Annotated in this window: 24 protein-coding genes; 19 read left to right on the top strand and 5 right to left on the bottom strand. The window is 63.2% G+C overall.

The window, feature by feature from the left end:
- The first annotated feature begins 5 nt into the window (after positions 1-5).
- The 7 genes from hemQ to D8M36_RS04290 are packed head-to-tail and all read left to right on the top strand — an operon-like array spanning position 6 to position 6355.
- The gene (hemQ, locus tag D8M36_RS04320) at positions 6-701 is read left to right on the top strand and encodes a hydrogen peroxide-dependent heme synthase (RefSeq protein ID WP_126847027.1); all 696 of its coding nucleotides are present in this window, start codon (positions 6-8) and stop codon (positions 699-701) included.
- Entirely contained in the window at positions 698-1798 is a 1101-nt protein-coding gene (locus tag D8M36_RS04315) for a ferrochelatase (protein WP_126847025.1), read from the top strand. Before hemQ ends, D8M36_RS04315 begins: the two co-directional genes overlap by 4 nt.
- On the top strand, positions 1795-2739 hold the full coding sequence (gene hemC, locus D8M36_RS04310) for a hydroxymethylbilane synthase (protein ID WP_126847023.1): 945 nt from the start codon (positions 1795-1797) through the stop codon (positions 2737-2739). Before D8M36_RS04315 ends, hemC begins: the two co-directional genes overlap by 4 nt.
- Positions 2736-3491 carry a uroporphyrinogen-III synthase gene (locus D8M36_RS04305; protein ID WP_126847021.1) on the top strand — a complete coding sequence of 252 codons (756 nt, stop codon included), beginning with the start codon at positions 2736-2738 and terminating at the stop codon, positions 3489-3491. Before hemC ends, D8M36_RS04305 begins: the two co-directional genes overlap by 4 nt.
- The gene (gene hemB / locus D8M36_RS04300) at positions 3491-4501 is read left to right on the top strand and encodes a porphobilinogen synthase (RefSeq protein ID WP_126847019.1); all 1011 of its coding nucleotides are present in this window, start codon (positions 3491-3493) and stop codon (positions 4499-4501) included. Before D8M36_RS04305 ends, hemB begins: the two co-directional genes overlap by 1 nt.
- 23 nt (positions 4502-4524) lie before the next feature.
- Positions 4525-5811, top strand: coding sequence for a glutamate-1-semialdehyde 2,1-aminomutase (hemL, locus tag D8M36_RS04295; protein ID WP_126847017.1), 1287 nt, complete (start codon positions 4525-4527; stop codon positions 5809-5811).
- 4 nt (positions 5812-5815) lie between these two features.
- Complete coding sequence (locus tag D8M36_RS04290) at positions 5816-6355, top strand: hypothetical protein (RefSeq protein WP_126847015.1); 540 nt, start codon at positions 5816-5818, stop codon at positions 6353-6355.
- A gap of 9 nt (positions 6356-6364) precedes the next feature.
- Here D8M36_RS04290 and D8M36_RS04285 read toward each other — a convergent pair whose 3' ends face one another.
- From D8M36_RS04285 to D8M36_RS04275, 3 genes are all read right to left on the bottom strand, one after another.
- Positions 6365-7510, bottom strand: a complete 1146-nt coding sequence (locus D8M36_RS04285; protein WP_238638379.1) for a glycosyltransferase — start codon at positions 7508-7510, stop codon at positions 6365-6367.
- A gap of 38 nt (positions 7511-7548) precedes the next feature.
- Entirely contained in the window at positions 7549-8736 is a 1188-nt protein-coding gene (locus D8M36_RS04280; protein WP_126847011.1) for an NAD-dependent epimerase/dehydratase family protein, read from the bottom strand.
- Positions 8737-8799: 63 nt separating this feature from the next.
- Positions 8800-9675 carry a serine hydrolase domain-containing protein gene (locus D8M36_RS04275; RefSeq protein ID WP_126847009.1) on the bottom strand — a complete coding sequence of 292 codons (876 nt, stop codon included), beginning with the start codon at positions 9673-9675 and terminating at the stop codon, positions 8800-8802.
- Positions 9676-9773: 98 nt separating this feature from the next.
- Here D8M36_RS04275 and D8M36_RS04270 point away from each other — a divergent pair, with 98 nt between their 5' ends.
- From D8M36_RS04270 to D8M36_RS04235, 8 genes are read left to right on the top strand one after another with little or no spacing between them, the layout of a single operon-like run.
- A complete protein-coding gene (locus D8M36_RS04270) occupies positions 9774-10472 on the top strand; it encodes an FhaA domain-containing protein (protein WP_034370950.1) in 699 nt (232 codons plus the stop codon).
- 7 nt (positions 10473-10479) lie between these two features.
- A complete protein-coding gene (locus D8M36_RS04265) occupies positions 10480-10992 on the top strand; it encodes an FHA domain-containing protein FhaB/FipA (RefSeq protein ID WP_065248471.1) in 513 nt (170 codons plus the stop codon).
- A complete protein-coding gene (locus tag D8M36_RS04260) occupies positions 10989-12275 on the top strand; it encodes a Stp1/IreP family PP2C-type Ser/Thr phosphatase (protein ID WP_126847007.1) in 1287 nt (428 codons plus the stop codon). Before D8M36_RS04265 ends, D8M36_RS04260 begins: the two co-directional genes overlap by 4 nt.
- A gap of 8 nt (positions 12276-12283) precedes the next feature.
- Positions 12284-13684: an FtsW/RodA/SpoVE family cell cycle protein gene (locus D8M36_RS04255; RefSeq protein ID WP_238638378.1), complete on the top strand. Its 1401-nt coding sequence runs from the start codon at positions 12284-12286 to the stop codon at positions 13682-13684.
- Entirely contained in the window at positions 13681-15126 is a 1446-nt protein-coding gene (locus D8M36_RS04250) for a peptidoglycan D,D-transpeptidase FtsI family protein (RefSeq protein WP_126847005.1), read from the top strand. The genes D8M36_RS04255 and D8M36_RS04250 overlap by 4 nt, the downstream gene beginning before the upstream one ends.
- A 1-nt stretch (position 15127) precedes the next feature.
- The gene (locus D8M36_RS04245) at positions 15128-16456 is read left to right on the top strand and encodes a serine/threonine-protein kinase (protein ID WP_126847003.1); all 1329 of its coding nucleotides are present in this window, start codon (positions 15128-15130) and stop codon (positions 16454-16456) included.
- Between the two features lie 11 nt (positions 16457-16467).
- The gene (gene pknB, locus D8M36_RS04240) at positions 16468-18615 is read left to right on the top strand and encodes a Stk1 family PASTA domain-containing Ser/Thr kinase (RefSeq protein WP_126847397.1); all 2148 of its coding nucleotides are present in this window, start codon (positions 16468-16470) and stop codon (positions 18613-18615) included.
- Entirely contained in the window at positions 18602-19291 is a 690-nt protein-coding gene (locus D8M36_RS04235; protein WP_126847395.1) for an anthranilate synthase component II, read from the top strand. The genes pknB and D8M36_RS04235 overlap by 14 nt, the downstream gene beginning before the upstream one ends.
- A 60-nt stretch (positions 19292-19351) precedes the next feature.
- Here the strand turns inward: D8M36_RS04235 and D8M36_RS10135 are convergent, their stop codons facing one another.
- A complete protein-coding gene (locus D8M36_RS10135; protein ID WP_164497571.1) occupies positions 19352-19522 on the bottom strand; it encodes a hypothetical protein in 171 nt (56 codons plus the stop codon).
- Positions 19522-20238, bottom strand: coding sequence for a class E sortase (locus D8M36_RS04230; RefSeq protein ID WP_238638377.1), 717 nt, complete (start codon positions 20236-20238; stop codon positions 19522-19524). The genes D8M36_RS10135 and D8M36_RS04230 overlap by 1 nt, the downstream gene beginning before the upstream one ends.
- A 186-nt stretch (positions 20239-20424) precedes the next feature.
- Between D8M36_RS04230 and D8M36_RS04225 the strand changes: the two genes are divergently transcribed.
- From D8M36_RS04225 to D8M36_RS04210, 4 genes are all read left to right on the top strand, one after another.
- Complete coding sequence (locus D8M36_RS04225; RefSeq protein ID WP_016663349.1) at positions 20425-20736, top strand: cell division protein CrgA; 312 nt, start codon at positions 20425-20427, stop codon at positions 20734-20736.
- Position 20737: 1 nt separating this feature from the next.
- The gene (locus D8M36_RS04220) at positions 20738-21568 is read left to right on the top strand and encodes an SGNH/GDSL hydrolase family protein (RefSeq protein WP_126847001.1); all 831 of its coding nucleotides are present in this window, start codon (positions 20738-20740) and stop codon (positions 21566-21568) included.
- A 65-nt stretch (positions 21569-21633) separates the two neighbouring features.
- Entirely contained in the window at positions 21634-22503 is an 870-nt protein-coding gene (locus D8M36_RS04215; protein WP_126846999.1) for a hypothetical protein, read from the top strand.
- A gap of 56 nt (positions 22504-22559) precedes the next feature.
- Positions 22560-23510: a hypothetical protein gene (locus D8M36_RS04210; RefSeq protein ID WP_126846997.1), complete on the top strand. Its 951-nt coding sequence runs from the start codon at positions 22560-22562 to the stop codon at positions 23508-23510.
- Positions 23511-23559: the final 49 nt, after the last annotated feature.

Here is a 23559-nt window from a genome sequence, read left to right as displayed (position 1 = left end):
CTCCCATGAGCGAGGATGCCAAGGAAGAAATCCGTTTTACCGCCTATTCCGTCTACCGCAAGATCGGCGGACTCAACGATGAAGGCATCGTGAGCCCCGAGCAGGTTCTCGAGGATCTCGAACGGACCATCGCGTCGCTCGCGAGCGCGGACGTCGAGGTGCTCGGCTTTTACGATGTCTCCGGTTTCCGTGCCGAGGCCGACCTCATGATCTGGCTCGCGAGCGAGCGCCCCGAGGCGATCCAGGAGGCCCTGCGCCTGTTCGAAAACTCGATCGCCGGCACCTACCTCGAGAAGGAGTGGCAGGCCATGGGCGTGCACCGCGGTCACGAGTTCTCGCGCAGCCACAAGCCTGCCTTCATGGAGGCCGATAAAGAGCGCAAGGACTGGATCACCGTGTACCCGTTTGTGCGCAGCTACGACTGGTACCTCCTTGACGAAGGTGAACGCCGGGAGATGATGAAGGAGCACGGCATTTACGGTCGCGAATACCCGAACGTGTGGGGCAATACGACCGCCGCGTTTGCGCTCGGCGACTACGAGTGGCTCCTGAGTTTCGAGGCCGACACCCTCCCGGAGCTTGTCGACATGATGCGCCACCTGCGCTACACAAAGGCCCGCCTTCACGTACGCGAGGAACTCCCCTTCCACACGGGCCATCGCATCGCAGAGCTCGACGAGGTCGTGGAGGTGCTTCTGTGACCCACACGGCGATCCTGTTCTCTTCGTTCGGCGGGCCGGAAAAACAGGAGGACGTGATTCCCTTCCTGCGCAATGTGACGCGCGGGCGCGGCATTCCTGATGAGCGCCTCGAAGAGGTGGCAACCCACTATCGGGCACTCGGCGGCAAGAGCCCGATCAACGAACAAAACCGCGACCTCATCGCCCGGCTCGAAGCCGAGCTGAAGCGCCGGGGCATCGACCTTCCGGTGTATTGGGGCAACCGCAACTGGGAGCCGTACGTTGCCGACACGGTTCGACGGATCCACGAAGACGGCCATACGAAGGTTGTGGGCCTCGTAACGAGCGCGTATTCGAGCTATTCGAGCTGCCACCAGTACCACGAGGACTTCCGCAAGGCCCTCGACGAGACTGGACTGAAAGGCACGGTCGAGATCGATAAGGCCCGCGTGTACTACAACCATCCGGGATTCCTCGAACCCGTCGTGGACGGCGTGAAGAATGCCCTGGAGGCACACCGCACGAACGGTCACGAGGCTGGTGCCATCGAGATTCTCTTCTCGACGCACTCGATTCCGACGACGATGGCGGATGTGTCGGGCCCGAAAAGCACGTGGGAGAAGGGTTCTGGCGGATGGTACGTCGCTCAGCACGAAGCGGCGATCGAGTACGTCATGCGCCGCGTGCGTGAGGATCTCGGGGCCGAGCACACTCCCGAAAACTACCAGCTCGTTTATCAATCGCGCTCGGGCGCACCGCACGTGCCGTGGCTTGAGCCAGACATCAATGACGTGATCGAGGACCTCGAAGGCCGTTCCGCGCTCATCGTCGTGCCGATCGGGTTCGTGACCGACCACGTGGAGGTCGTGTGGGACCTCGACACCGAGGCTAAGGAATCTGCCGAAAACAAAGGGCTCGCGTTTATCCGAGTGCCAACCTCGGGAAGCGATGACCGCTACATCGGGACACTCGCCGACCTCGTCGAAGAGGCCGTCACACCCGGCTTCGAACGGCGCGCAGCGATCGACGTTCCGGGCGCGCTCGAGAACGAAGGGAGCACGGGAGCGTGCGGACTCGAGTGCTGCCTCGTGCGCACCCCGGAAGGCACCTTCGCATGATGCGCCTCGGTACCCGCGCCTCCACACTCGCGCGCACCCAGTCCGCGTGGGTGGCACGTCAGCTGGTACCGGGCGGGGAAGGAGTTTCCGACGGTTTCCAGCTCGTCAACGTGTCCACTCACGGAGATCGCGATCGCACGAGCCCGCTCACACGCATCGGCGGCACAGGCGTGTTCGTCTCCGCCGTGCGCGAGGCGCTCCTCGCCGGCGAGGTGGACGTCGTCGTGCATTCGCTCAAGGATTTGCCCACTACGCCCGCCGAGGGCATTCGCCTCGCCGCGATCCCCGTGCGAGAAAACCCCGCCGATGCCCTGGTGGCACGCGAAGGTCTCACGGGCCTCAACTCGATCCCCATCGGAGGTCGTGTGGGCACGGGTAGCCCGCGGCGTGCGGCGCAGCTCATGCTCGCGCGCCCGGACCTCGAGATCGTGCCAATCCGAGGCAATATCGAGACGCGCATGGCTTTCGCCGAACGCGGTGAACTCGACGCCGTTGTGCTCGCCGCGGCGGGCCTTCTGCGGCTGGGGCTCAACGACCGCATCGCCGAGGTTTTTCACCCGTGGCAGTTCCTGCCCGCGCCCGCGCAGGGAGCACTCGCGGTCGAGGTTCGTGAGGATCTGGATCCCGAAAGCCCTCTCGCCCTTGCGCTCTCGGCGCTCGATCACGCACCGACGCGCTTCGCCGTGGCAGCCGAACGCGCGCTTCTACGCGCACTCGAGGCCGGATGCTCGGCGCCCGTTGCGACATTCGCCGAGGTCACCGGCGATGATCGACTCATTCTCAAGGCCGGGGTATACGGTCGAAACACGACAATTGTTCGCGATATCCACACCGATGAAACGGTGACGGTCGCCTCTGCGGAGGCCACGGGCAGGGCGCTTGCGGAGGACATGCTCGCCGCCGGCGCCCGCGATCTACTTGCTGAGGAGTGGCTAGCATGACAGCACCCGTTCTCGTCACACGCCCCGAAGGGCGCGGCGATGGTCTCGTCGCGGAACTCAAAAGCCGCGGTTTTGAGGCCGTGCACTCGCCGTTCACGGAGTTCACGTTCGAAACCGACGCGGACCTGCGCGATGCCCTGAGCGACCTTGCCCACGGCGAATTCGATTGGCTCCTTCTCACGTCGGTCACGACCGTCAAAGCGCTTCGAGCGTTGCCCGAATGGTCGGAACTTCCCGCGGTCCAGGAGTTCAAAGCCGCCGCGGTCGGTGAGGCCACGGCGAAGGCCGCGCGCGAGGCCGGCCTCGAGGTCGAGACCATCGCACAGGGAAGCGCCGCTTCTCTTATCGACGTCTTTCCCGTCAATCAGCAGGGTGGGGACGGACTCGCCCAGCGCATCTTCTACCCCGTCAGCTCCGCCGCTGCACCGCAGCTCGAGCTCGCACTCCGCATGGCGGGCTACGAGGTTCAGCGAGAGACCGCGTACCGCCCCAAAACCATCCCCCAACCGCGCGACGTCGTCGATAATCTCGCCGCGGGTGGCTTCAGCGCCGTCGTTGCCACGAGCCCCATGATCGTGCGCGCGCTCTCGAAGCTCGCGATCCACGAGAGCACGAAACTCGTCGTGATCGGCAAACCGAGCGAGGAAGCGGCAATCAGCGTCAATCTCCCGGTTGCCGCGGTCGCGAAGGATCCAAGCGATCGCGCGCTCGCTGAAGCCGTTGCCGAAGTACTGGGAAAGGACACCAAGTAATGACCGTGAAGCACCCCTTCCATCGCCCCCGCCGCCTTCGTGCGAGCGACGCGATGCGCCGCCTCAATCGCGAAGTGACCCTTCGCAGCGCCGATTTCATTCTTCCGGCTTTCGTGCGCGAAGGCGCGAGCGAACCCCGCGAAATCGCCTCGATGCCCGGGGTCATGCAGCACTCGCTCGACTCTCTCGTCGAGGCCGCTCGAGAAGCAGCTGAGCTCGGGCTTGGCGGCATCATGCTGTTTGGCATCCCCGAGAAGAAGGATGCCGTCGGATCCGGCGCCACCGACCCGAACGGGATCCTGAACGTCGCTCTCGCGCGCCTTCGCGAGGAGCTTGGCGATTCGCTTCTGGTGATGGCCGATCTGTGTCTCGATGAATTCACGGATCACGGCCACTGCGGGCTCCTCGACCACAATGGTGGCGTGGATAATGACGCGACCCTCGAGGTGTATCGCGAGATGGCGCTCGCCCAGGCCCGCGCGGGCGCACACGTTGTGGCCCCCTCGGGCATGATGGACGGCCAGATCGCCGCGATCCGCGACGCGCTCGACTCGGAGGGCTTCACGGACGTCGCGATCTACGCCTACACCGCGAAGTATGCCTCGGCGTTCTACGGCCCCTTCCGTGAAGCCGTCGATTCTTCCCTCAAGGGCGACCGCAAAACTTACCAGCAGGATCCGGCGAATGGTCGAGAGGCGCTTCGCGAGCTTGAATTGGACCTTGCTGAGGGCGCCGACATGATCATGGTCAAGCCCGGCCTTGCCTACCTCGACGTGATCGCCGAGGTTGCCGCCGCGAGCCCCGTGCCCGTGGGCACCTATCAGGTCTCTGGCGAATACGCGATGATCGAGGCCGCTTGCCAGAACGGCTGGCTCGACCGCGAGCGCGCCGTGCTCGAGTCGCTCCTCGCCTTCAAGCGCGCGGGCGCCTCTCACGTGCTCACGTATTACGCACCGTATGCGGCGAAGCTCCTCGCCGATCTGCCCCCGCACCTTCGCGAATTCGCCTGATCCCCACCCCTCAGGAGGTTTCCATGTCCACGAACGCCGAGCTCTTCGCCCGTGCCCAGCACTCGATCCCCGGAGGTGTGAACTCCCCTGTGCGCGCCTTCGGGAGCGTTGGCGGCACTCCCCCGTATCTCGTGAACGGGAAGGGTGCGCTTCTCACTGATGTCGAAGGCACGGAGTACGTGGACCTCGTGGGCTCGTGGGGGCCCATGATTCTCGGCCACGCCGACGAGACCGTCGTCAACGCCGTGACCGACGCCGCCTCTCATTCCCTCAGCTTCGGCGCTCCCCACGAGGGCGAAATTCGCCTCGCCGAACTCGTGATCGACCGCATCCCCGCGGTCGACAAGATCCGCATGGTCAACTCGGGCACAGAGGCAACCATGAGCGCGCTTCGACTCGCGCGCGGTTTCACGGGGCGCGATCTCATCGTGAAATTCGCGGGCTGCTACCACGGCCACGTCGATTCGCTCCTCGCGGAGGCAGGTTCGGGGGTGGCCACGTTTTCGCTGCCGGGCTCGGCGGGGGTCACGGATCCGACGGCCGCCGAAACCCTCGTGCTCCCCTACGGTGACCGCGAGGCTGTGCACGAAGCGTTCACCGAGCACGGCGAGAGAATTGCCGCGGTGATCACCGAGGGTGCACCGTGCAACATGGGTGTGATCGATCCGGGAGATTTCAACGCTTTCCTTCTCGAAAAAGCGCATGCGGCAGGCGCACTCCTCATCGTCGACGAGGTTCTCACGGGCTTTCGTGCGAGCGCTACCGGCGCTCACGGCCTCGACGGCGTGGTCCCGGACCTCGTGACCTTCGGCAAGGTCATCGGCGGCGGCATGCCCGTGGGAGCCTTTGGCGGCCGAGCCGACATCATGGAGCGCCTCTCACCCCTTGGCCCCGTGTACCAGGCGGGCACGCTCTCGGGAAATCCACTCGCCACCGCCGCGGGCATCGCGACGTTGAGCCAGCTCGATGACGCGCTTTACGCCCAGCTCAACGAGTCGGTCACCACCCTTATCTCTGCATTCGACGACGCACTGAGCGCCGAAGGCGTGCCGCATACGATCAATCGCTTCGGCACCCTTTTCTCGGTGTTTTTCACGGATCGCGAGGTGCGCTCTTACGAGGAGGCGAAGAGCCAGGACACCAACGCTTTTGCGCGCTTCTTCCACTCGATGCTAAGCCAGGGTATTTACCTTCCGCCGAGCGCTTTCGAGGCGTGTTTCGTTTCGAAGGCTCACACGCCCGATATCCTTGATCGCATCATTACCGCACTGCCCGCCGCAGCAAAAGCCGCGGCCTCACCCAAGGAATGACCTCATGAGCGAAACCCAGGATTGGAACGCCCACGGCTACGGCGACGAAGCGTTCGCGGAGTTCCCGCCGAACCTTAACACCGACGCCGCCGCCGCGGCCTTCCTTGCGCGCCTTGGGCTTCTCGGCGCACTCGCGGGCGTTCTGGCTGGTCTTGCCGCCTCACAAATCACGTGGTGGCTTTCGCTTGGGCTTTTCCTCACGTGGGTGATTGGCGTGGTCGCGGCAGGGTGCATCGCCGGTGTCGCCTCAAAGAAACATCGCGCGGGAGTGGGGTATCCCGCGGATGGAGAGGCATGGCTTCGCACCTTCGCGCGCACCTTTATGGTCGTTGGCATCGTGCTCGGCGTCGTCACCGTCGGAATTGCCACGGCGCTCGCCTTCGCCTTGCGACCCGGCGCGAACGCCGCGGCAGCTGAAGCCGCGACTTCCGCGAACTTCACCCCCGCGATCCTCCTCGCCATCGTGTCGATCCTCGCGATCGCAGGGATGCGGTGGATCGCCTCAACGCGCACGTCCTGGCTGCTCTACGGCGCCAAGAGGTAATCCACGCCGCTATCGACCCGCGATCGCGCGGCGGTAAAGATCCACGAAGTCCTCGCTCGCGGCTACCCACGAGTGCTTTTCAGCCTCGCGCCGCGCTGCGGCTGCCACGGAAGCTCTTAGCTCCACGCCCCTTTTTCCCGCGAGTACATTGAGCCTCTGCTCGAGTTCAGTTTCGCTGCCGAAGAGGAAACCCGTTTCACCGTCAACGATTTGCTCCTTCGTGGGGCCGGAGCGAGCCGCGAGGGGCGGAAGGCCCGAAGCCATCGCCTCAAGTAGCACGAGGCCAAGCGTCTCGGTCACGGAGGGAAACACGAAGAGGTCGTGCGCGCGGTAGGTTTGCGCGAGAGCCTCGCCGCGGAGAAGTCCTGCGAACTGCGTGCGGGTGCCGCGGAACTCACGCTCGAGGGTGGCGCGCTGCGGCCCCTCACCCACGATCGTCAATTCAAGATCATCGCGGCGACGCATGAGGGGCACGAGTCGAATCAGATCTTTCTCGGCGGCGAGACGCCCCACGAAAAGCAGCCTCAATCTGCCTTGTCTGTCGCCATGTGGCGGGGCTGGCGTCGGACTCTCCGCCGGATGAAAAAGCCGCGTGTCCACGGCCCTGCGCACGACCTCGACGTGCTCAAGCCCCATCGAACGAGCTTCCTTGCGCATCGCTTCGCTCGTGACGGCGTTGACGGCGGCACCGCGGTGGAGGCGCCGAGTTGCCTGTGCGATGATCGGCGCGCTCCACGCCCACGCGCGATATCGGGAAAGATATGCAGGAAGATTCGTGTGGTAGCTCGCGACAAGCGGAATCCGGTACCGCCGCGCCGCGCGGACGGCTGTCTGGCCGAGCAGGATCGGCTGCGCGGCATGGATAACGTCGGGGCGAAACTCCCGCACGACCCGCTCGGTGAGGCGGTGTGCGGAAGGGGTGGGGAGCGACCAGGGCCGGCTCGGGTAGAACGGCACGTGCACGGTTCGGGCACCGTGAATGGGAGCGCTCAGGCCCCGGCGCAGCTTCGTGGATTCCGACGCCACCTGGTATTTCTCGACGCCAAGCCCCGGCGCGATGATCTCCACCTCGTGTCCCTCGGTGAGGAGGTGATCAACGAGGTGGCTCAGGCGCGTGACGACCCCGTCGACGCTCGGCACGAACGTCTCGGTCACGAGGAGAACCTTGAGTGGCGCCTCGCCAGCCCGGAGGTTTACTTGCGCCACGTGACGCCCGGGAGGATCAACTCGTTCTTCACGCGGTCGGTGTGAGCGCGGGCTGACTCGAGGATCTCCACGAGCACGCTCTCGGTAAGAAGGTGCGGTTCGAGGCCAAGATCGATAAGGCGCGTATTCACCGCGTTGAAGTAGTGGTGGTATTTTTCCACGCGCGGGTTCTCGAGGTGGTCGATCCGTGCATCAATGCCGAGTTGCGCGGCTGCCGAGACGACCTTGACGGCGAGTTCCTCAACGCTGAAGGACTCCGTGAACTGGTTGAACACGCGGAACTCACCGGGCGCCGCGGGGTTCGAGCACGCGAGTTCGATACACCGCACGGTGTCCTCGATATTGAGGTACGCACGAGTTTGGGAGCCCTCCCCGTACACCGTGAGGGGGTGGCCGACCGCGGCCTGAATGAGGAAGCGATTGAGCGCTGTACCGTACACCGCGTCGTAGTCGAAGCGATTCACGAGGCGAGGATCCATGCGGGTCTCATTCGTGTGGAGCCCATAAACGATGCCCTGGTTGAGGTCGGTCGCGGCGATATTCCAGATCTTGCACGCGAACATGATGTTGTCGCTATCGTGCACCTTCGAGAGGTGGTAGAAGCTACCCGGCTGCTTCGGAAACGGCAGGCGGTCCTTGCGGCCGCGGTGTTCGATCTCGATGAAGCCTTCCTCAATGTCGATATTGGGCTGGCCGTACTCGCCCATCGTTCCGAGCTTCACGAGATGACATTCTGGAGCGAAGTCGCGGATCGCCCACAGAACGTTGAGCGTCCCCTCGACGTTGGTGCGCTGCGTGTAAATGGCGTGCTCACGGTTGATCATCGAATAGGGAGCGCTGCGCTGCTCGGCGAAGTGCACGAAGGCCTCGGGTTGCACCTCGGTGACGACTGCGCTCAAGAAGTCGTAGTCGCCAAGATCGCCGATCCGTACGTCGATACTCGATCCCGAGATTTCCTTCCATGCGGCGACGCGCTGCTCGAGAGGGAGAATCGGGGTCACTGAGTTCGAGCCGAGTTCGTCATCGATGTCGCGACGCACGAGGGAGTCAATAATCGTGACCTCGTGTCCCTGCTTCGAGAGGTGCAGCGCCGTGGGCCAGCCGCAAAAACCGTCACCGCCTGCGACAATAATGCGGAGCCCACGTTTCGTACCCTGATCGCTAGCCTGCTGCACTGCCCGTTCCTCTCACTTCGTGTCGTTACTCCACAATAGTGACCTAGTGAACAGCATCGTTGTTCAGGATTGCGCTCGCGCCGCCCGAACGAGGGTGTCGTTGAGAGCGGGCCACACGCCGGCATGCTCCTCACTAAACGGCTTCGACGACAAAAATGCTGCGCTGAGCCCACCCGGAACCGCCTCCGGGTCAACCCAGAGAAACGACCCCGACTGGCCGAAGTGCCCAAACGTGCGCTCCGAGTTAAGGGCGCCCGTCCAATGCGGGTTTTTCTTCCCCTTGATCTCCACACCCAGACCCCAGTCATTCGGGCTTTGGCGGCCGTAACCGGGAAGCACACCGGAAAGATCCGGGAAATGGGGGCGGTGCGCGGATTCAGCAAGCTCAGACGATATGAGCGTGGGGCTCATGAACTCACGACCAAGCACAAGAAGATCCTCGATGCTTGCGCGGTAGTCCTTGGCTGGCGAGCCGGCTACCTCGACGCCCTCCATCCCCAGCGGTTCCGTCACGCTCTCGCACACCCACCGCTCAAAGTCCGTGCCGACCGCGCGCGCAACAACGCGCCCGAGCTGCTCGATACCCGCATTCGTGTACATGCGGCGCTTTCCGGGCGCGGCAAGAAACTCCCCGCCCTCGAACGCATAACCGGCGGCGTGGGCAAGCAAGTGTTCGACCGTGCAGCCCTGTGGAGTCTCGTCACCCGCAGCATCATCGAGGGCAAGAGCTCCGCGATCAATCGCGACGAGCGCGGCGTATGTCGCGATCAGCTTCGAGACGCTCGCGAGCGGGAACACTCGGTCAAGGTCCCCGTACGCGGTGATTAAGCGACCGTCGGAACTGATGAGGCCAACGGCCGAATCAAAGCTCAAGGGCGAGAGGAGCGACTCAAGAGACTCCGGATCAACGTGGGCGGGATTCGCGTGCACATCACTCATACACCAATCCTCCACCACATCCTTACATCTGAACGAATCGTGCATGCGGCGCACGCGATAGACTCGCGGCGTACGACGTTTACCCAAGGAGACCCACGTTGAGTTTTCTCGACCGAATCGAGCGCAGCCTCGACCGCGGAGTGTCGAACGTGTTCTCGCGCGGCGGCAGCATTAAGCCGCTTGACCTCGCCCAGGGGCTCAAGCGTGAATGCGACGACCAGATCCAGGTCCTCGATCGCGCCCGCACGCTTGCACCCAACACGTACTCCGTGTACCTCAACTCCGTGGACTACGAACGCTTCGCCTCGTGGGAAGACACCCTCGTGGAAGAGCTGCAGCGAATCCTCGTGGACCACGCCGATCAGCAAAAGTACCTGTTCGTGGGCAACGTGACCGTCGCCCTCAAGCGCGATGACGAGGTCAAGGCCGGCCGGTTCGAAACGGAATCGAGCACCGAACGCTCCTCGCTCGCACCCGCCACGACCGGCGGCGAAAACTTCCAGCCGATCCTTGAGATCGACGGCCAGCAATACCTGCTCACGGGACGCGTGACCGTGATTGGCCGCGGGGGCGATAGCGACATCATTCTCGACGACACGGGCGTGAGCCGCCACCACCTCGAATTGCGCGTGGATGGCACCGCTATGACCGCGACTGATCTCGGCTCCACGAACGGCACGTTTGTCAACGGCGAGCGCATCACGACCCCTACCGGTCTGCCCGATGGCGCCACGATCCGTATCGGTCGCACTCGCCTCACCGTCATTCTGCCCTCGGGCGCTCCCTCCGAGTGGTGAGGTCTGCGTGAGCGAGCTAACCCTCATCGTTCTGCGCTTCGGCTTCGTCGTCGCGCTGTGGCTCTTCGTCATCGTTGCGCTCATCGTTATGCGCAACGACCTCTTTGGAACCACGGTCATTACGCGCGGCGGGAGCGGCCGAAAGGCAGGGGCTGAGCGGCGCACCGTAAGCGACCCTTCTGCGCTCCATCAGGGGCAGAAAACCACCGACCCGAATGCCGTGCAAACTCAGCTTGTTGTGACCGCCGGCCCGCTTCGCGGCACCACCATTCGCCTCGCAGCCTCGCCGATCCTTATTGGCCGGGCCCCCGAATGCACACTCGTGCTCTCAGATGAGTACGCCTCCAACCGTCACGCACGGGTATTCCCGCACGACGGCGAATGGTATGTCGAGGACCTGGGCTCCACTAACGGCACGACGCTCGCCGGCAAGCCGCTCGAAGGCTCCGCGCCCTTCAAACCGGGCGCCGCCATCACGATCGGCAACACCCAAATTGAATTGAGGCGAGGCCCCCGATGACCATCGCGTTGCGCTACGCCGCGAAAACAGACGTCGGGCTCGTACGCTCGAACAACCAAGACTCCGGTTACGCTGGCTCGCACCTCCTCGTCGTCGCCGACGGCATGGGCGGCCACGCCGGCGGTGACGTCGCGAGTTCCGTTGCGGTGGGAACACTCGCCGAACTCGAAACCGACGCTCCCGGAACCGACATCGTCGCCGCTCTTGAAAGCGCGGTTCTCGATGCCAACGACGCGATCCTGAGGCGCGCACGCGAAGAACCACAGCTCGCGGGGCTCGGCACGACAGTCACCGCGCTCCTTCGCGCGGGCAATAAGTTCGCGCTCGTCCATATCGGTGATTCACGCGCCTACCTCGTACGCGATGGTCAGTGCACGCAGGTCACAAAGGATCACACGTTCGTGCAGCGTCTCATCGACGAGGGCCGCCTTACGCCCGAAGAAGCCGAACGCCACCCGCAGCGCTCCATGATCATGCGCGTACTCGGCGACGTTGACGCCGATCCAGAACTCGACCTGAGCCTCAAGCCCGCCGTCCCGGGTGACCGCTGGATGCTGTGCTCCGATGGCCTTTCGGGCCTCGTATCTTTCGAGACGATCAGCGACGTCCTCGCCACGGTCGAGGACCCCGAGGAATGCGCCGAGCACCTCGTCGAACTCGCCCTCAAGGCCGGCGGCCCAGATAACATCACGTGCGTCATCGCGGATGTCATCGATCTTGACACTCTCCGCAAGGGCGATCCAGGCCCCTCGAGCGGGAGCGTCGTGGTTGGCGCCGCCGCACGCGACCGTCACCGCCCCACCGCTGCAACGGGCCCCGCGGCGCGCGCCGCGGCCCTCACCCGCGAAGAGGCACCCTACGAAGACGAAGACTACGAAGAAGAACCTCCCCGGCGCTCCACGTGGCCCGTGATTGCCCTCTTCACCCTCATCGGTGCGCTTCTCGTGGGCGGAGTGTGGTTCGCTTACGACTGGACGCAGGACCAGTATTACGTGGGCAGCGACGGCGAAAACGTCGTGGTCTACAAAGGCATCGCTCAGGACCTCGGCCCGCTCTCCCTCTCCCACGAAGAGGAAGTCACCGACGTTGCCCTGAACGATTTGCAGCCCGTGACACAAACCCAGGTCACGAACACCATCAGCGCGAAGAACCGCGAGGATGCCGACCGCATCGTTGCACAGCTCGCAGCCGAAGGGAGCCTCTCGAAGGACACCTCCGCGGACGCGAGCGATCAGGGCGGCGCGAGCGACTCGAGCGGTACCCCCTCGGACGGTGGGCAATAGTGGCAACGGTGATCAGCTACCAGGCACGAACAAGGCGCATTTTGCACCTTGTTCTGCTCGTTGCCGCTTTTGCGATCGGCCTCGGCGCTAACGTCCTCGTGGATCTCGGCCGCAACGAGCAAATCGCCTCCTCGACCTGGTGGCAGATCGGTGCTCTCGGCGTCGCAGCGTTGCTCACGTACATCGTCGCGTCGCTGCGGATCTCCTATGCCGACCCGCTGCTCTTGCCGATCGCTTTCCTCGTGAACCTCGTGGGCCTCGCCACCATCAAGAGCGTTGACCTCGTCTACGCCAAATACACGTCTTGGGGGCACGGTTTCGCCTCACGCCAAATCATGTGGACCGTACTCGGCCTCGCCTGCGTGATCGGTGTCCTGGTGCTCATGAAGGATCACCGCCAGCTACGTCGCTACACCTGGATCACAGGAGCCGTCGGACTCCTCTTCCTGCTCCTCCCACTCGCACCCGGTATCGGTGCCGCAAACTACGGTGCGCGCATTTGGATCCGTATCGCGGGCTACTCGTTCCAGCCCGCCGAGGTCGCGAAGATCCTCTTTGCCATGTTCTTCGCGGGCTTCCTCGTGTCAAGGCGCGATACCCTCGCTCTTGCGGGCCCGCGCATCCTTGGCATCACGCTCCCCCGCTGGTCCGATCTCGGTCCGCTTCTTTTCGCGTGGGCAGGCGCGACCGCCGTGCTCGTTTTCCAAAACGACCTTGGCACCTCGCTTCTGTTCTTCGGTCTGTTCGTCGTGATGCTTTACACGGCCACGGATCGCCTCAGCTGGTTCATCATCGGCGCGCTCATGTTTGCCCCTCCCGGGATCTACTACGTGCTCAAGCTCGGGCACGTACAGCGGCGCTTCGAGTGTTGGCTCGACCCCATGAGCCGCGAGAACTTCAGTAACTGCGGGCAAATCAACAACGGCATCTTCGGCATCGCGAACGGTGGAATCTTCGGCACGGGGTTCGGTGAAGGCCGCCAAGACACGGTCCCGTTCGCGCAGTCCGACTTCATTTTCGCCTCGGTCGCGGAAGAGATTGGCCTCGTGGGCGTGTTCGCGCTCCTCGCGCTCTACGCGCTTTTCGTGCAGCGCGGACTCCGCTCGGCGGTGGGGATTTCCGACGGTTACGGGAAGCTCATCGCGGCCGGGCTCTCTTTCACACTGGGTCTTCAAGTATTCATCGTCGTGGGCGGCGTGACGCGAGTGATCCCTCTGACGGGTCTCACGCTGCCGTTTATGGCAGCGGGCGGCTCGAGCCTCGTGGCGAACTGGATCATCGTGGGCCTGCTCATGAAGCTCAGCGACGCCGCGCGAAGGCCCGCCGCGCGCAGCCTCGGCGAAACTGAAAAGACCCTCGCGGTCGAGCAGCACTCACGACGCACCATGGACGCGGAGGTGACCGCATGAATAAGCCACTTCGCCACGTTTCCCTCGTGCTCGCCGTGCTCCTGCTCTTCCTCTTCGGCTCCACCACGTACTTCCAGGTCATCAAAGCGGAAGAGCTCAACTCCAATGGCCGCAACGCCCGCACGATTTACAACGAGTTTGGCCGCCCACGCGGGCCGATCGTCGTGGACGGCGTGGCAGTCGCCTCGAGTACGAAGGTCAACAACCGGTACGGCCTCAAGCGCGAATACGCTCGTGGCCCCCTGTACGCACCCGTCACGGGCTACAACAGCGTCGTGTACGGGTTCGGCGGCATGGAAAAAGCCGCGAACGAAGAGCTCTCGGGCAAGGCCGACTCCCTCTTCTACGACCGCCTCATGACCGTCCTTTCCGGTCACGACCCGCAAGGCGCGCAGGTCGAACTCACGATCGACCCACAAGCACAGGAAACTGCCTACGAAGCCCTCGGCAAACGCCGGGGAGCGGCCGTGGCGATCGACCCCACCACGGGCGCAGTGCTCGCGATGGTCTCAACCCCGAGCTACGACCCGAATGCCCTTGCCTCGCACAACTCGAAAGACGTGCAAAAAGCGTGGAAGCAGCTCAACGACGACCCGAATAAGCCCATGCACAACCGTGCAATCGCGGGGAACCTGTACCCGCCGGGCTCAACGTTCAAGCTTCTCGTGGCCGCAACTGCGCTCGATTCCGGCAGCTACACTCCCGAATCGGAGATTCCCGGCCCCGGAAGCTACCCGCTGCCGAACTCGTCAGTCTCCCTGGCGAACCACCCGAGGGGCGACACCTCCCCATGCGGCCCGAACGATGTGTCGAGCTTGCAATCGGCTCTCGAACAAAGCTGCAACACCTCATTCGCGATGCTCGGCGTGCAGCTTGGCGAAGACTCTCTGAAGAAGAAGGCCGCCGAGTATGGCTTCGGCGAGAAAATGGAGATTCCCCTCGCCGTCACGCCTTCGTCGATCGCCTCCGATATGGACGACGCACAGCTCGCCATGAGCTCCATCGGCCAGTACGAAGACAAGGTGACCCCGCTCCAAATGGCGATGATGGCCGGATCTTTCGCCCACGACGGGATCGTCATGGAGCCCCAGCTCATCAAGTCGGTGCGCACGGGTGACCTCAAGGAAATCACGACGCTCACGCCACACAAGAAGAGTCAGCCACTTTCCGCCGCGCATGCCGCGCAGATGCGGCAAATGATGGAGGCAACGGTCACCGACGGCACCGCCAAGCGGGCGCAAATCGACGGTGCCGACGTGGGCGGAAAAACGGGAACTGCGCAGTGGGCGAATGGGAAAAAACCCCACTCGTGGTTTGTTGGCTACGCCGTTAAAGGCGACAAAAAGGTCGCGGTGGCCGTTGTCGTCGAGGAAGGCGGCTACGGAAGTACCGCCGCCACCCCCATCGCGCGAGACCTCATGAAGGCAGTGATCGAGGAATAGCATGAAAACACGTAAAGGACTCGTTCTCGAAGGACGCTACGAACTCACTCGCCTTATCGCCACGGGTGGCATGGGCCAAGTGTGGGAAGGCAAGGACAAGGAACTCGACCGTCCCGTTGCCGTCAAGGTTCTGCGCGAGGAATTCGCGGGCGAAGAGGGCTATCTCAAGCGTTTCCGCGCAGAGGCACGCCATACCGCCGCCCTCGCACACGAAGCGATCGCTGGCCTCTACGACTACGGTGAGCTCGATGGCCGCGCCTATATCGTGATGGAACTCGTCAAGGGCCGGCCGCTCTCCGACATCATCGAGGAGAATCCCGATGGCCTCGGCGAAGAGCGCGTCATCGCCATCCTCAAGGAGCTCTCGAAAGCACTCGACGCCGCGCATGTGAAGGGCGTCGTGCACCGCGATGTCAAGCCCGAGAACGTTCTCGTTGACGACAAGAACGACTGGGCGCTCAAGATCACCGACTTCGGCATCGCCCGGTCAAATGACCAGGCGAAACTTACGAAGACGGGCCTCGTGATGGGCACCGCGCAGTACCTTTCACCCGAACAGGCAATGGGCAAGCAAGCCACGAGCCTTTCCGATATCTACGCTCTCGGCATCGTCGCCTACGAAATGCTCACCGGCTCCCGCCCCTTCACGGGCACGAGCCAGGTGGAGATCGCGATGGCCCAGGTCAAGGAAGCACCGCCGGAACTTCCCGAGCGCATCAACGCGGATCTGCGGCGCCTCGTCATGATGATGCTTGCGAAGGCTCCCGCGAACCGGCCACGCTCGGCAGCCGTTGTTGCACGCATACTCGACTCGATCGAACGAGGTGAAGAACCGCGCTTCGGGACGAGCGCCGTTCGTGCACCGGGCGCACGCTCAGACGCGGGTGCCACCTCGAAGAAGAACGACGGCACGCACTCGAGCCGCAAAATCACGTCGAAGGCCAACTCTCGCACGGCAAATCCGATTTCCCCCACGGGAACGCGGACTGCGGCGATGCCGCTTGCGGGCGTCGGGTCGAAACCCGTCACGATCCGCTCGTCGTCCACGGCGGCTTCGGCACCAAGCGCGCGTTCGGCCGCGAGCGCCAACTCCGCTTCGAGCGCGAGCAGCGAGCACAGTGAGGCGGCTCGCCGCGGGACATCCACGGGGCAGAGCGTAGGTAAGGTCAGCTTGCCGCTCATCATCGTCATTGCGGTGGTCGTGATCGCTGCGATTGTGGCGATTCTCGTGGGGACGGGGGTCGTGTCCCTTGGCGCGAGTGCAGATTCATTAGACTGGACTGGCGCGGACGTCAGCGCACTTTTGAGGAAGGCTACGGTGACATTGTGAGCGAAGACCGCATGTTGCTCAGCAACCGCTACGAAATCGGACGCCTTCTCGGGCGCGGCGGTATGGCTGAGGTATATCTTGCGCGCGACACGCGCCTGCACCGCACGGTCGCCCTCAAGGTTCTGCGCTCGGATCTCGCTCGTGACCCGCACTTCCAGGAGCGCTTCCGCCGCGAAGCGCAGTCGGCTGCAGGCCTCAACCACCCCACCATCGTGGGCGTCTACGACACGGGCGAGGATCACCGCACGGAGCCCACTGGCGAAGAAGTGACGATCCCGTACATCGTCATGGAATACGTCGAGGGTGACACTCTGCGTTCGTTCATCTCCGCAGAAAACCCGATGAGCGAGCAACGCGCTTCGGCGGTCATGGAGGGCGTGCTGAGCGCGCTTGAGTACTCGCACAACGCGGGCATTGTTCACCGGGATATCAAGCCCGGCAACATCATGATCACGAAGAACAACGAGGTGAAGGTCATGGACTTCGGTATCGCTCGCGCGGTATCCGAGTCCACGGCGGCGATGACGCAAACCCAGGCGGTGATGGGCACGGCGCAGTACCTCTCGCCAGAGCAAGCGCGCGGCCAGCAGGTGGATGCGCGCAGCGACGTGTACTCGGCTGCCGTCGTGCTTTACGAGCTCCTCACGGGCCGCCCGCCGTTCACGGGGGACTCCCCCGTATCGATCGCCTACCAGCACGTTCGCGAGACTCCAGTTGTCCCTTCGACGTACAATCCGAACCTCGGTAAGTACATGGATGCCGTCGTGCTCCATGGCCTCGCGAAAGATCGCGAGGTGCGCTACCAGAGCGCCGCGGATTTCGCGAAGGACATTCGCGATGCCGCGGCGGGCCGTGAACCGCGCATTCTCGGCGCGGCCGCCGCGGGCGCTGCTGGCCCCGCGAGCGCCGAAGCGGCAACGCAGGTCCTAAGCCCCTCGGATTTCTCGAACCCGGACTCGTTCCAGGACCAAGAAACTCAGATCATCCCCGCGCACACGGCTCCACTCGCCACCTCGAATGCCCCCGCCGCAGGTTCAGCTTCGCCCGCACCTCGGGGGGCACACAGCGCTATTGAGGAGATCGCGCCGGAAGAGGAGAAAAAGAGCCATGCGGGTAAGTGGATTGCCGCGCTCATCGTTCTCCTCCTCGTCGTGGCTGGGGCCGCGTGGTGGTTCATTGCGCAGCAGAATCGCGAGCCTGAGCAGGTGAGTGTTCCCTCGGTCGTGGGCATGGCGGAAAGCGATGCGAAAAACACCCTCACCGAGGCGGGGCTGACTCCACAGTTCTCCGAGGAAGCAAGCACGGAAGTCGACGAAGGCCTCGTTATCTCAACCGACCCAGAGGCCGACACCGACGTGGTCAAGGGTTCAACCGTCAACGTTGTCGTCTCGAGCGGTCCCGATGCCGCTGCCGTCCCGAAGCTCGAGGGCCTCACTAAGGACGAGGCGAAACAGGCCCTCGAAGAGGCCGGCTTCTCCATGTCCGTTGCCGGTACGGAAGACTCCGCCGAGTTTGAGAAGGATGTTGTGCTCCGGTCTGAGCCGAGCGAGGGCGCGAGCGCGCCGGAGGGCAGCGCCGTAAAAGTGTGGGTCTCGAGTGGCCAGGTGGAGGTTCCCAGCGTGGTTGGGTTCACCCAGTCCGACGCCGAACAGGCCCTCAAGGATGCCGGATTTGAGGTGACTGTAGCCGGCCGCGAGGCGAAGGACGGCGAAACGATCGGCACCGTTCTCGAGCAAACACCCGCCGAAGGCAAAGCAGCAAAAGGCTCGACCGTGCGTCTCGTCGTCGCTGCAGAGGCCGGACCGGTGACGATCCCGAATGTGGTGGGCCAAACTCTCGAAGAGGCTCGTGCCCGCTTGAGCGACCCAGCTCTCAACCTTGGCACTCACGTGCAAGAGGAGTTCTCTGCCACCGTGGAGAAGGGGCGCGTTATCCGCACGGATCCCGAGGTTAATTCCGAGGTGAAGTCGGGCTCGAGCGTCACGATCATCGTGTCGAAGGGTCCGGAACCCACGCCAACGCCTGAACCTACGCCGGAGACGACCACCCCCGCACCAACGGTTTCGCCAGTCAACGGGAATGGCAACGGCAACGGGAATGGCAATGGCAATGGCAATGGCAAAGGGAACGGTCGGGGCCGCGGCAATGGCGGCAACTGAACACTCAAGCGCCCCGTGCCGCATCCTCGTTGTCGATAATTACGACTCGTTCGTGTACACGATCGTCGGGTACCTCGAACAGTTGGGGGCCAAATGCGTCGTCGCGCGCAATGATGCCATCCCCGAATCCACGGGCGGCACCCCCGATCTTTCGGAGTTCAACGGGGTGCTCATCTCCCCCGGTCCCGGCAACCCTCTCACCGCGGGCTGCACGCTCGAGGTGATCGGCGAATGTGCCCGTACCTCAACTCCCATGTTTGGAGTCTGCCTGGGTCTGCAATCGCTCGCCCACTATTTCGGTGCGACCGTGACGCACGCGCCGCAGCTCATGCACGGCAAAACGAGCCTCATCCATCATGATGGTCGCGGCCCCTTCGCGTCGCTTCCTACACCTTTTGAAGCGACGAGGTATCACTCGCTCGCGGTTGTTCCCGATACGGTTGATGAGGACATTCTTGAGATCACGGCCCGCGCTGACGACGGCAGCATCCAGGGGCTGTCTCACAGAAGCCTTCCACTTCACAGCGTGCAGTTCCACCCGGAGAGCGTGCTCACGAAAGACGGGCATGCGATGCTCGCCTTCTTCCTTGAGCTTGCCGAGGGCCGCGATGGCTCACGCGCAAAGGACCGCGCCCGCGGGCTCGCACCCCTCCTCACGCCCGTCACCCCTCACTGAGGACGCACCGAAGGTTCCGTGTCGAGGGGCACGCCTTCGCCGCTTGCCTCGCTGAACGCGCTAGTAAGCGGCGAGGGCCGAAACTGTGCCTTGGTTGAACGGCATATACGGTGCGATCACGGGGAACACCCACCCGAACAGCAGCACCACGAGGGCCGCAAAGAGGATGAGTAGCACGAGCACTTTGACCCACCATGGGCCCGGAATGATCCTGTAGAGCCAGCCGTACATTACTTCTTTACCTCCGCAAGCTCTTTGGGGATGCCCTTGCTGCGATCAACCCAGTGGTCGTACTTCGCGTACGTGATGTAACGTTGCGCGGCTGAATACATGGGGTGGCACGCCGTCATGGTGAGCATCCGCTCCGTGGGCTCCTCCCCCGGTTTATTCGGAACCGGGGCAATCACCTGCACGTCGTTCGGCTGCACAATCTCCGATCCCGTTACGTAATACACGTAATAGGCCTTCGGACCTTCAACAATCACCGGATCACCGGGTTCAAGCCGCGCGATATCGTGCAGCGGCCGGCCATACGTCGAGCGGTGACCGGCGAACGCAAAGTTCCCCACTTCGCCGGGAAGGGCCGTGTCGGGGTAGTGGCCGTTGCCGATCACGTTGAGGACCTTCTCCATGCTCACGCCCTCGGCCATGGGCGACGTGGCCTTATCGAACTTCGGCACGTGAAGCTCGCCCCACACCTCGTTTTCTTTAACATTCTCGATCTTCGGCGGTTCACCTTTTTCCGGCGGCGCAATCTTCTTAGGCGAAGGCCCGCCCCACTTCGACTGAAGCTCCTGAATAATCACCGCGTGCTCGCGGTCGGCAACGACGTCTGTCCACCACAGCTGCCACACAACAAAAAGGAGGAGGAAAGCTCCGACGGTAATCAACAGTTCGCCGAGCACACCGATAATGCTCGAGGCTATGCCGCGTTTACGCTCAGGCACTCGCCTGTGGCGGGAAGAGGTCACAATGTCTCCGATTCGGAAGGGGGTTTAATCGGCAGGCGTCGGAATCAAACGAACCTACTCCTTCACGCACTGTACCCTAATATATGCCGCTGCCGGCACCGCTCCCACCCCTCGGGCCGGGGCCGACACCCTCGTTCCAGTTGTGAAAGGTTACCGTTACCCATGGCCAAGAAAGTTCGGCGTTCCTCGACCATCCCCACCCAGCAGAATCAACCCGCACGGGATCGAGTGACACGCGCCGAGGCCGAAACCCGCCGCTCACGTCGCGCACAAGAAAGCGCCGCCGAGGCCTACAAACCGAGCCCCGCGTGGCTCGTGCCCACCGCCGTCACACTCCTCATCCTCGGCATTTTGTACATGGTCGTGTACTACATTTCGAGTGCGCAGTATCCGCTCCCCATTGGCGATTGGAACCTCGCCGTCGGCATCGGCATCCTTCTCGCGGGCGGGGGACTCCTGACTTTCTGGAGGTAGCATGAGCGACACACAAACCGCACCCCTTCACCCATGGCGGCGCTTTGTCGCCATCGGTGACTCGTTCACGGAAGGTATCGGCGACCCCGATCCGAACGTTCCAGGCGGGGTCCGCGGTTGGGCAGATCGTGTCGCCGAAGAGCTCGGGCGCACGTGCCCCGATTTCGCGTACGCGAACCTCGCGATCCGCGGCCGGCTCTACAAACAAATCATCGAGGAGCAGCTCGAACCGGCGATCGATCTCAAGCCGGACCTCGTGAGCTTCTTCGCGGGCGGCAACGATGTGATCCGTCGCGGCGATCCCGACGCGATCGCCTCCGATATCGAGGTCGCCGTCGCTCAACTCGCCGAAACGGGCACCGACATCATCCTGTGGACCGGACCCGACGTTGGCAACACTCCCGTTCTGAACCTCATCCGAGGGCGTTCCGCGATCTATAACGAAAACATGCGCACGATCGCGAAGCGCTATAACACTTTCGTTGTGGACCTCTGGGCCACCCGCCAGCTCGTGCACGAAGGCATGTGGGCCGAGGACCGCCTGCATTTTTCACCACTCGGCCACCACACGATTGCGCGCGAAGTCCTTGCCACCCTCGACGTCCCGAACGAGCTTCGCGAATTTAAGCCCCACGACCCGCCGCAGCGCACGTGGCGCCAGGCTGCCGAGAAGGACCTCGTGTGGGCTCGCGACCACCTCGGCCCCTGGGTGATGCGGCGCATCCGGGGTGAAAGCTCGGGAGATGCCGTGCATCCCAAACGACCCGAAGCCTCCCCCGTCTTCGGCGAGGGCATGCCACCGGGCTCAGCTTCCCGGGAAACGGAAGACTAGCGGCGCTCCTGTGCGGTAGTGTGCACTCGGACACAACCCTCCTACCCCTAGGCATCCTCATGACGATGACTCAGCCACGCGCACTCAAAAAAATTGCAGCCCTCCTGATGATCCCCTTCGTCCTCCTCGTCGCCGGTTGCGGCAAGCTGGAGGCAACGCTCACCGTCGAGAGCGACGAGAAGGTCGTGTTGGAGGGAGTCGTGACCGGGCAGACCTCCTCACTTGATCTGATCGGCGCGAAACCCGCGGACGTATGCTCCGCGAAAGACACCACCAATGACGGTGGAGAAACGACCCAAGGCAAGGTCGAGGTGAAACTGACGGAAAGCGGCGACACCTTCGAATGCGAGTTCACCAGTACGGTCGAGGACGCCAAGGACATCAAGAAAATCCTCACCTACGACGAAGATTCGAACACGTACACGCTAAAAAGCATGTTGCCCCTACCGCGGATCGCCGACCAGCTCGCCGGAGGCGGTTTTACGGCTGACGTCACGATCGTCATGCCCGGCAAGGTCACGGAGTCGAGCGTCGGCACAATCGACGGCAACAAGGTCCACATCACCGATATCAAGGAGTTTCTCTCGGAGTACGAGATCAAGTCCGAAGGCTCCGGTTTCCCCTGGCTCATCGTCATCATCGTCGTGGTCGTGCTTGTGCTTCTCTTCGTCGTCGTCGCAGCCGCAGCCGCACTCTTCTTCCTGATGCGCAAAAAGAAGAAGGGGGCCGCCGCGAACGTCCAGAATTTCCAGCAGCAGGGCCAGCCTCCTTTTAGCCAGAACCCCTCGCCCGCCTTCCCCCAGCAGGCTCAGCAGTTCCAGCAGCCGCAATGGTCGCAGCCGCACAACCAGGCGCCGCAGCAGAGCCAGCCTTATCAGGGCAACGGTCCCCAGAACTTCTACGGCGACCAGGGTCCCACTTCTGCCAACCACTGACCAGCCATCGTTGTCGACCAGCACACACCCGCGTTTTCATGAAAGAAAGGTTCCACGTGACGCTCACACAGCCACGCCCCCTCAAGAAATTCGCCGCCTTGCTCGCCATCCCGTTCATGCTTCTCCTCGCGGGTTGCGGCAAGCTTGACGCGACCATCAACATCGAGAGCCCCGAAAAGATCACCCTCGAGGGTGTCGTCTCAATAAAGAAATCCTCGCTCGAGGAAATCGGCATGACCCCCTCTCAGTTCTGCGGCGATGAAGCTCTTAAGGAATTTACTGGTGAGACCAAGCCGGATCTCAAGCTAGAGGAGAAAGACGACGAGGTCGTGTGCACTTTCTCTGGCCAAAAGGATGAAAAAAACCCCATGGGCGATGCCTTGAAGTACGACGAGGAATCGGACACCTACACCTACCACGAAGACTCGAAGGGTTCATTTGGTGACCAGGCGGCGGCTGCCGGCTTCAAGGTCGATTTCACCTTCGTTTTCCCCGGCAAGGTCACCGAATCGAGCGTCGGCAAGATCGACGGCAACAAGGTCCACATCACCGACACGAAAGAATACTTCTCAGACATCAACATCAAGGCCGAGGGCAGCAGCTTCCCCTGGCTCATCGTCATCATCGTGGTCGTTGTTGTTCTTCTCCTTGTCCTTGCGGCGGTTGTCATCGGCGCCCTCGTGTTCATGAAGCGCAAGAAGAAGTCCGGTGCCGGCGACGCACACTTCCAGCAGCAGGGATCCTTCCAGAGCTCGACCCACGGAGGCGCGCAGCCGCAGGGGCAGCATGCACAGCCGGGTGCCCAGCCGAGCTTCGGCCAGCACCCCTCGCAGGGCACCTCGAACGCGCCCCAGCCGCCGAGCTACCAGGCTCCCCAGCAGGGCAGCTACGAAGCACCGCAGCAGGGGCAGCAGCCGCCTCACCAGGGATTCCAGGAGAACCCGTTCGGCGGCCCTGGCAATCAGGCCCCCCAGGACAACCCCGGCCAGACCTTCGGTAAGCAGTAACCCCTCCGCGCCCTGAGCGCACCGCAGCCGAGGGCTCGTGACTAGACTC

It is taken from the genome of Dermabacter sp. HSID17554, from assembly GCF_003989295.1.
Taxonomy (GTDB): Bacteria; Actinomycetota; Actinomycetes; order Actinomycetales; family Dermabacteraceae; genus Dermabacter; species Dermabacter vaginalis.
The sequence above is the reverse complement of the archived record's forward strand: the minus strand, read 5'-3'. Positions and strand labels throughout refer to the sequence as shown.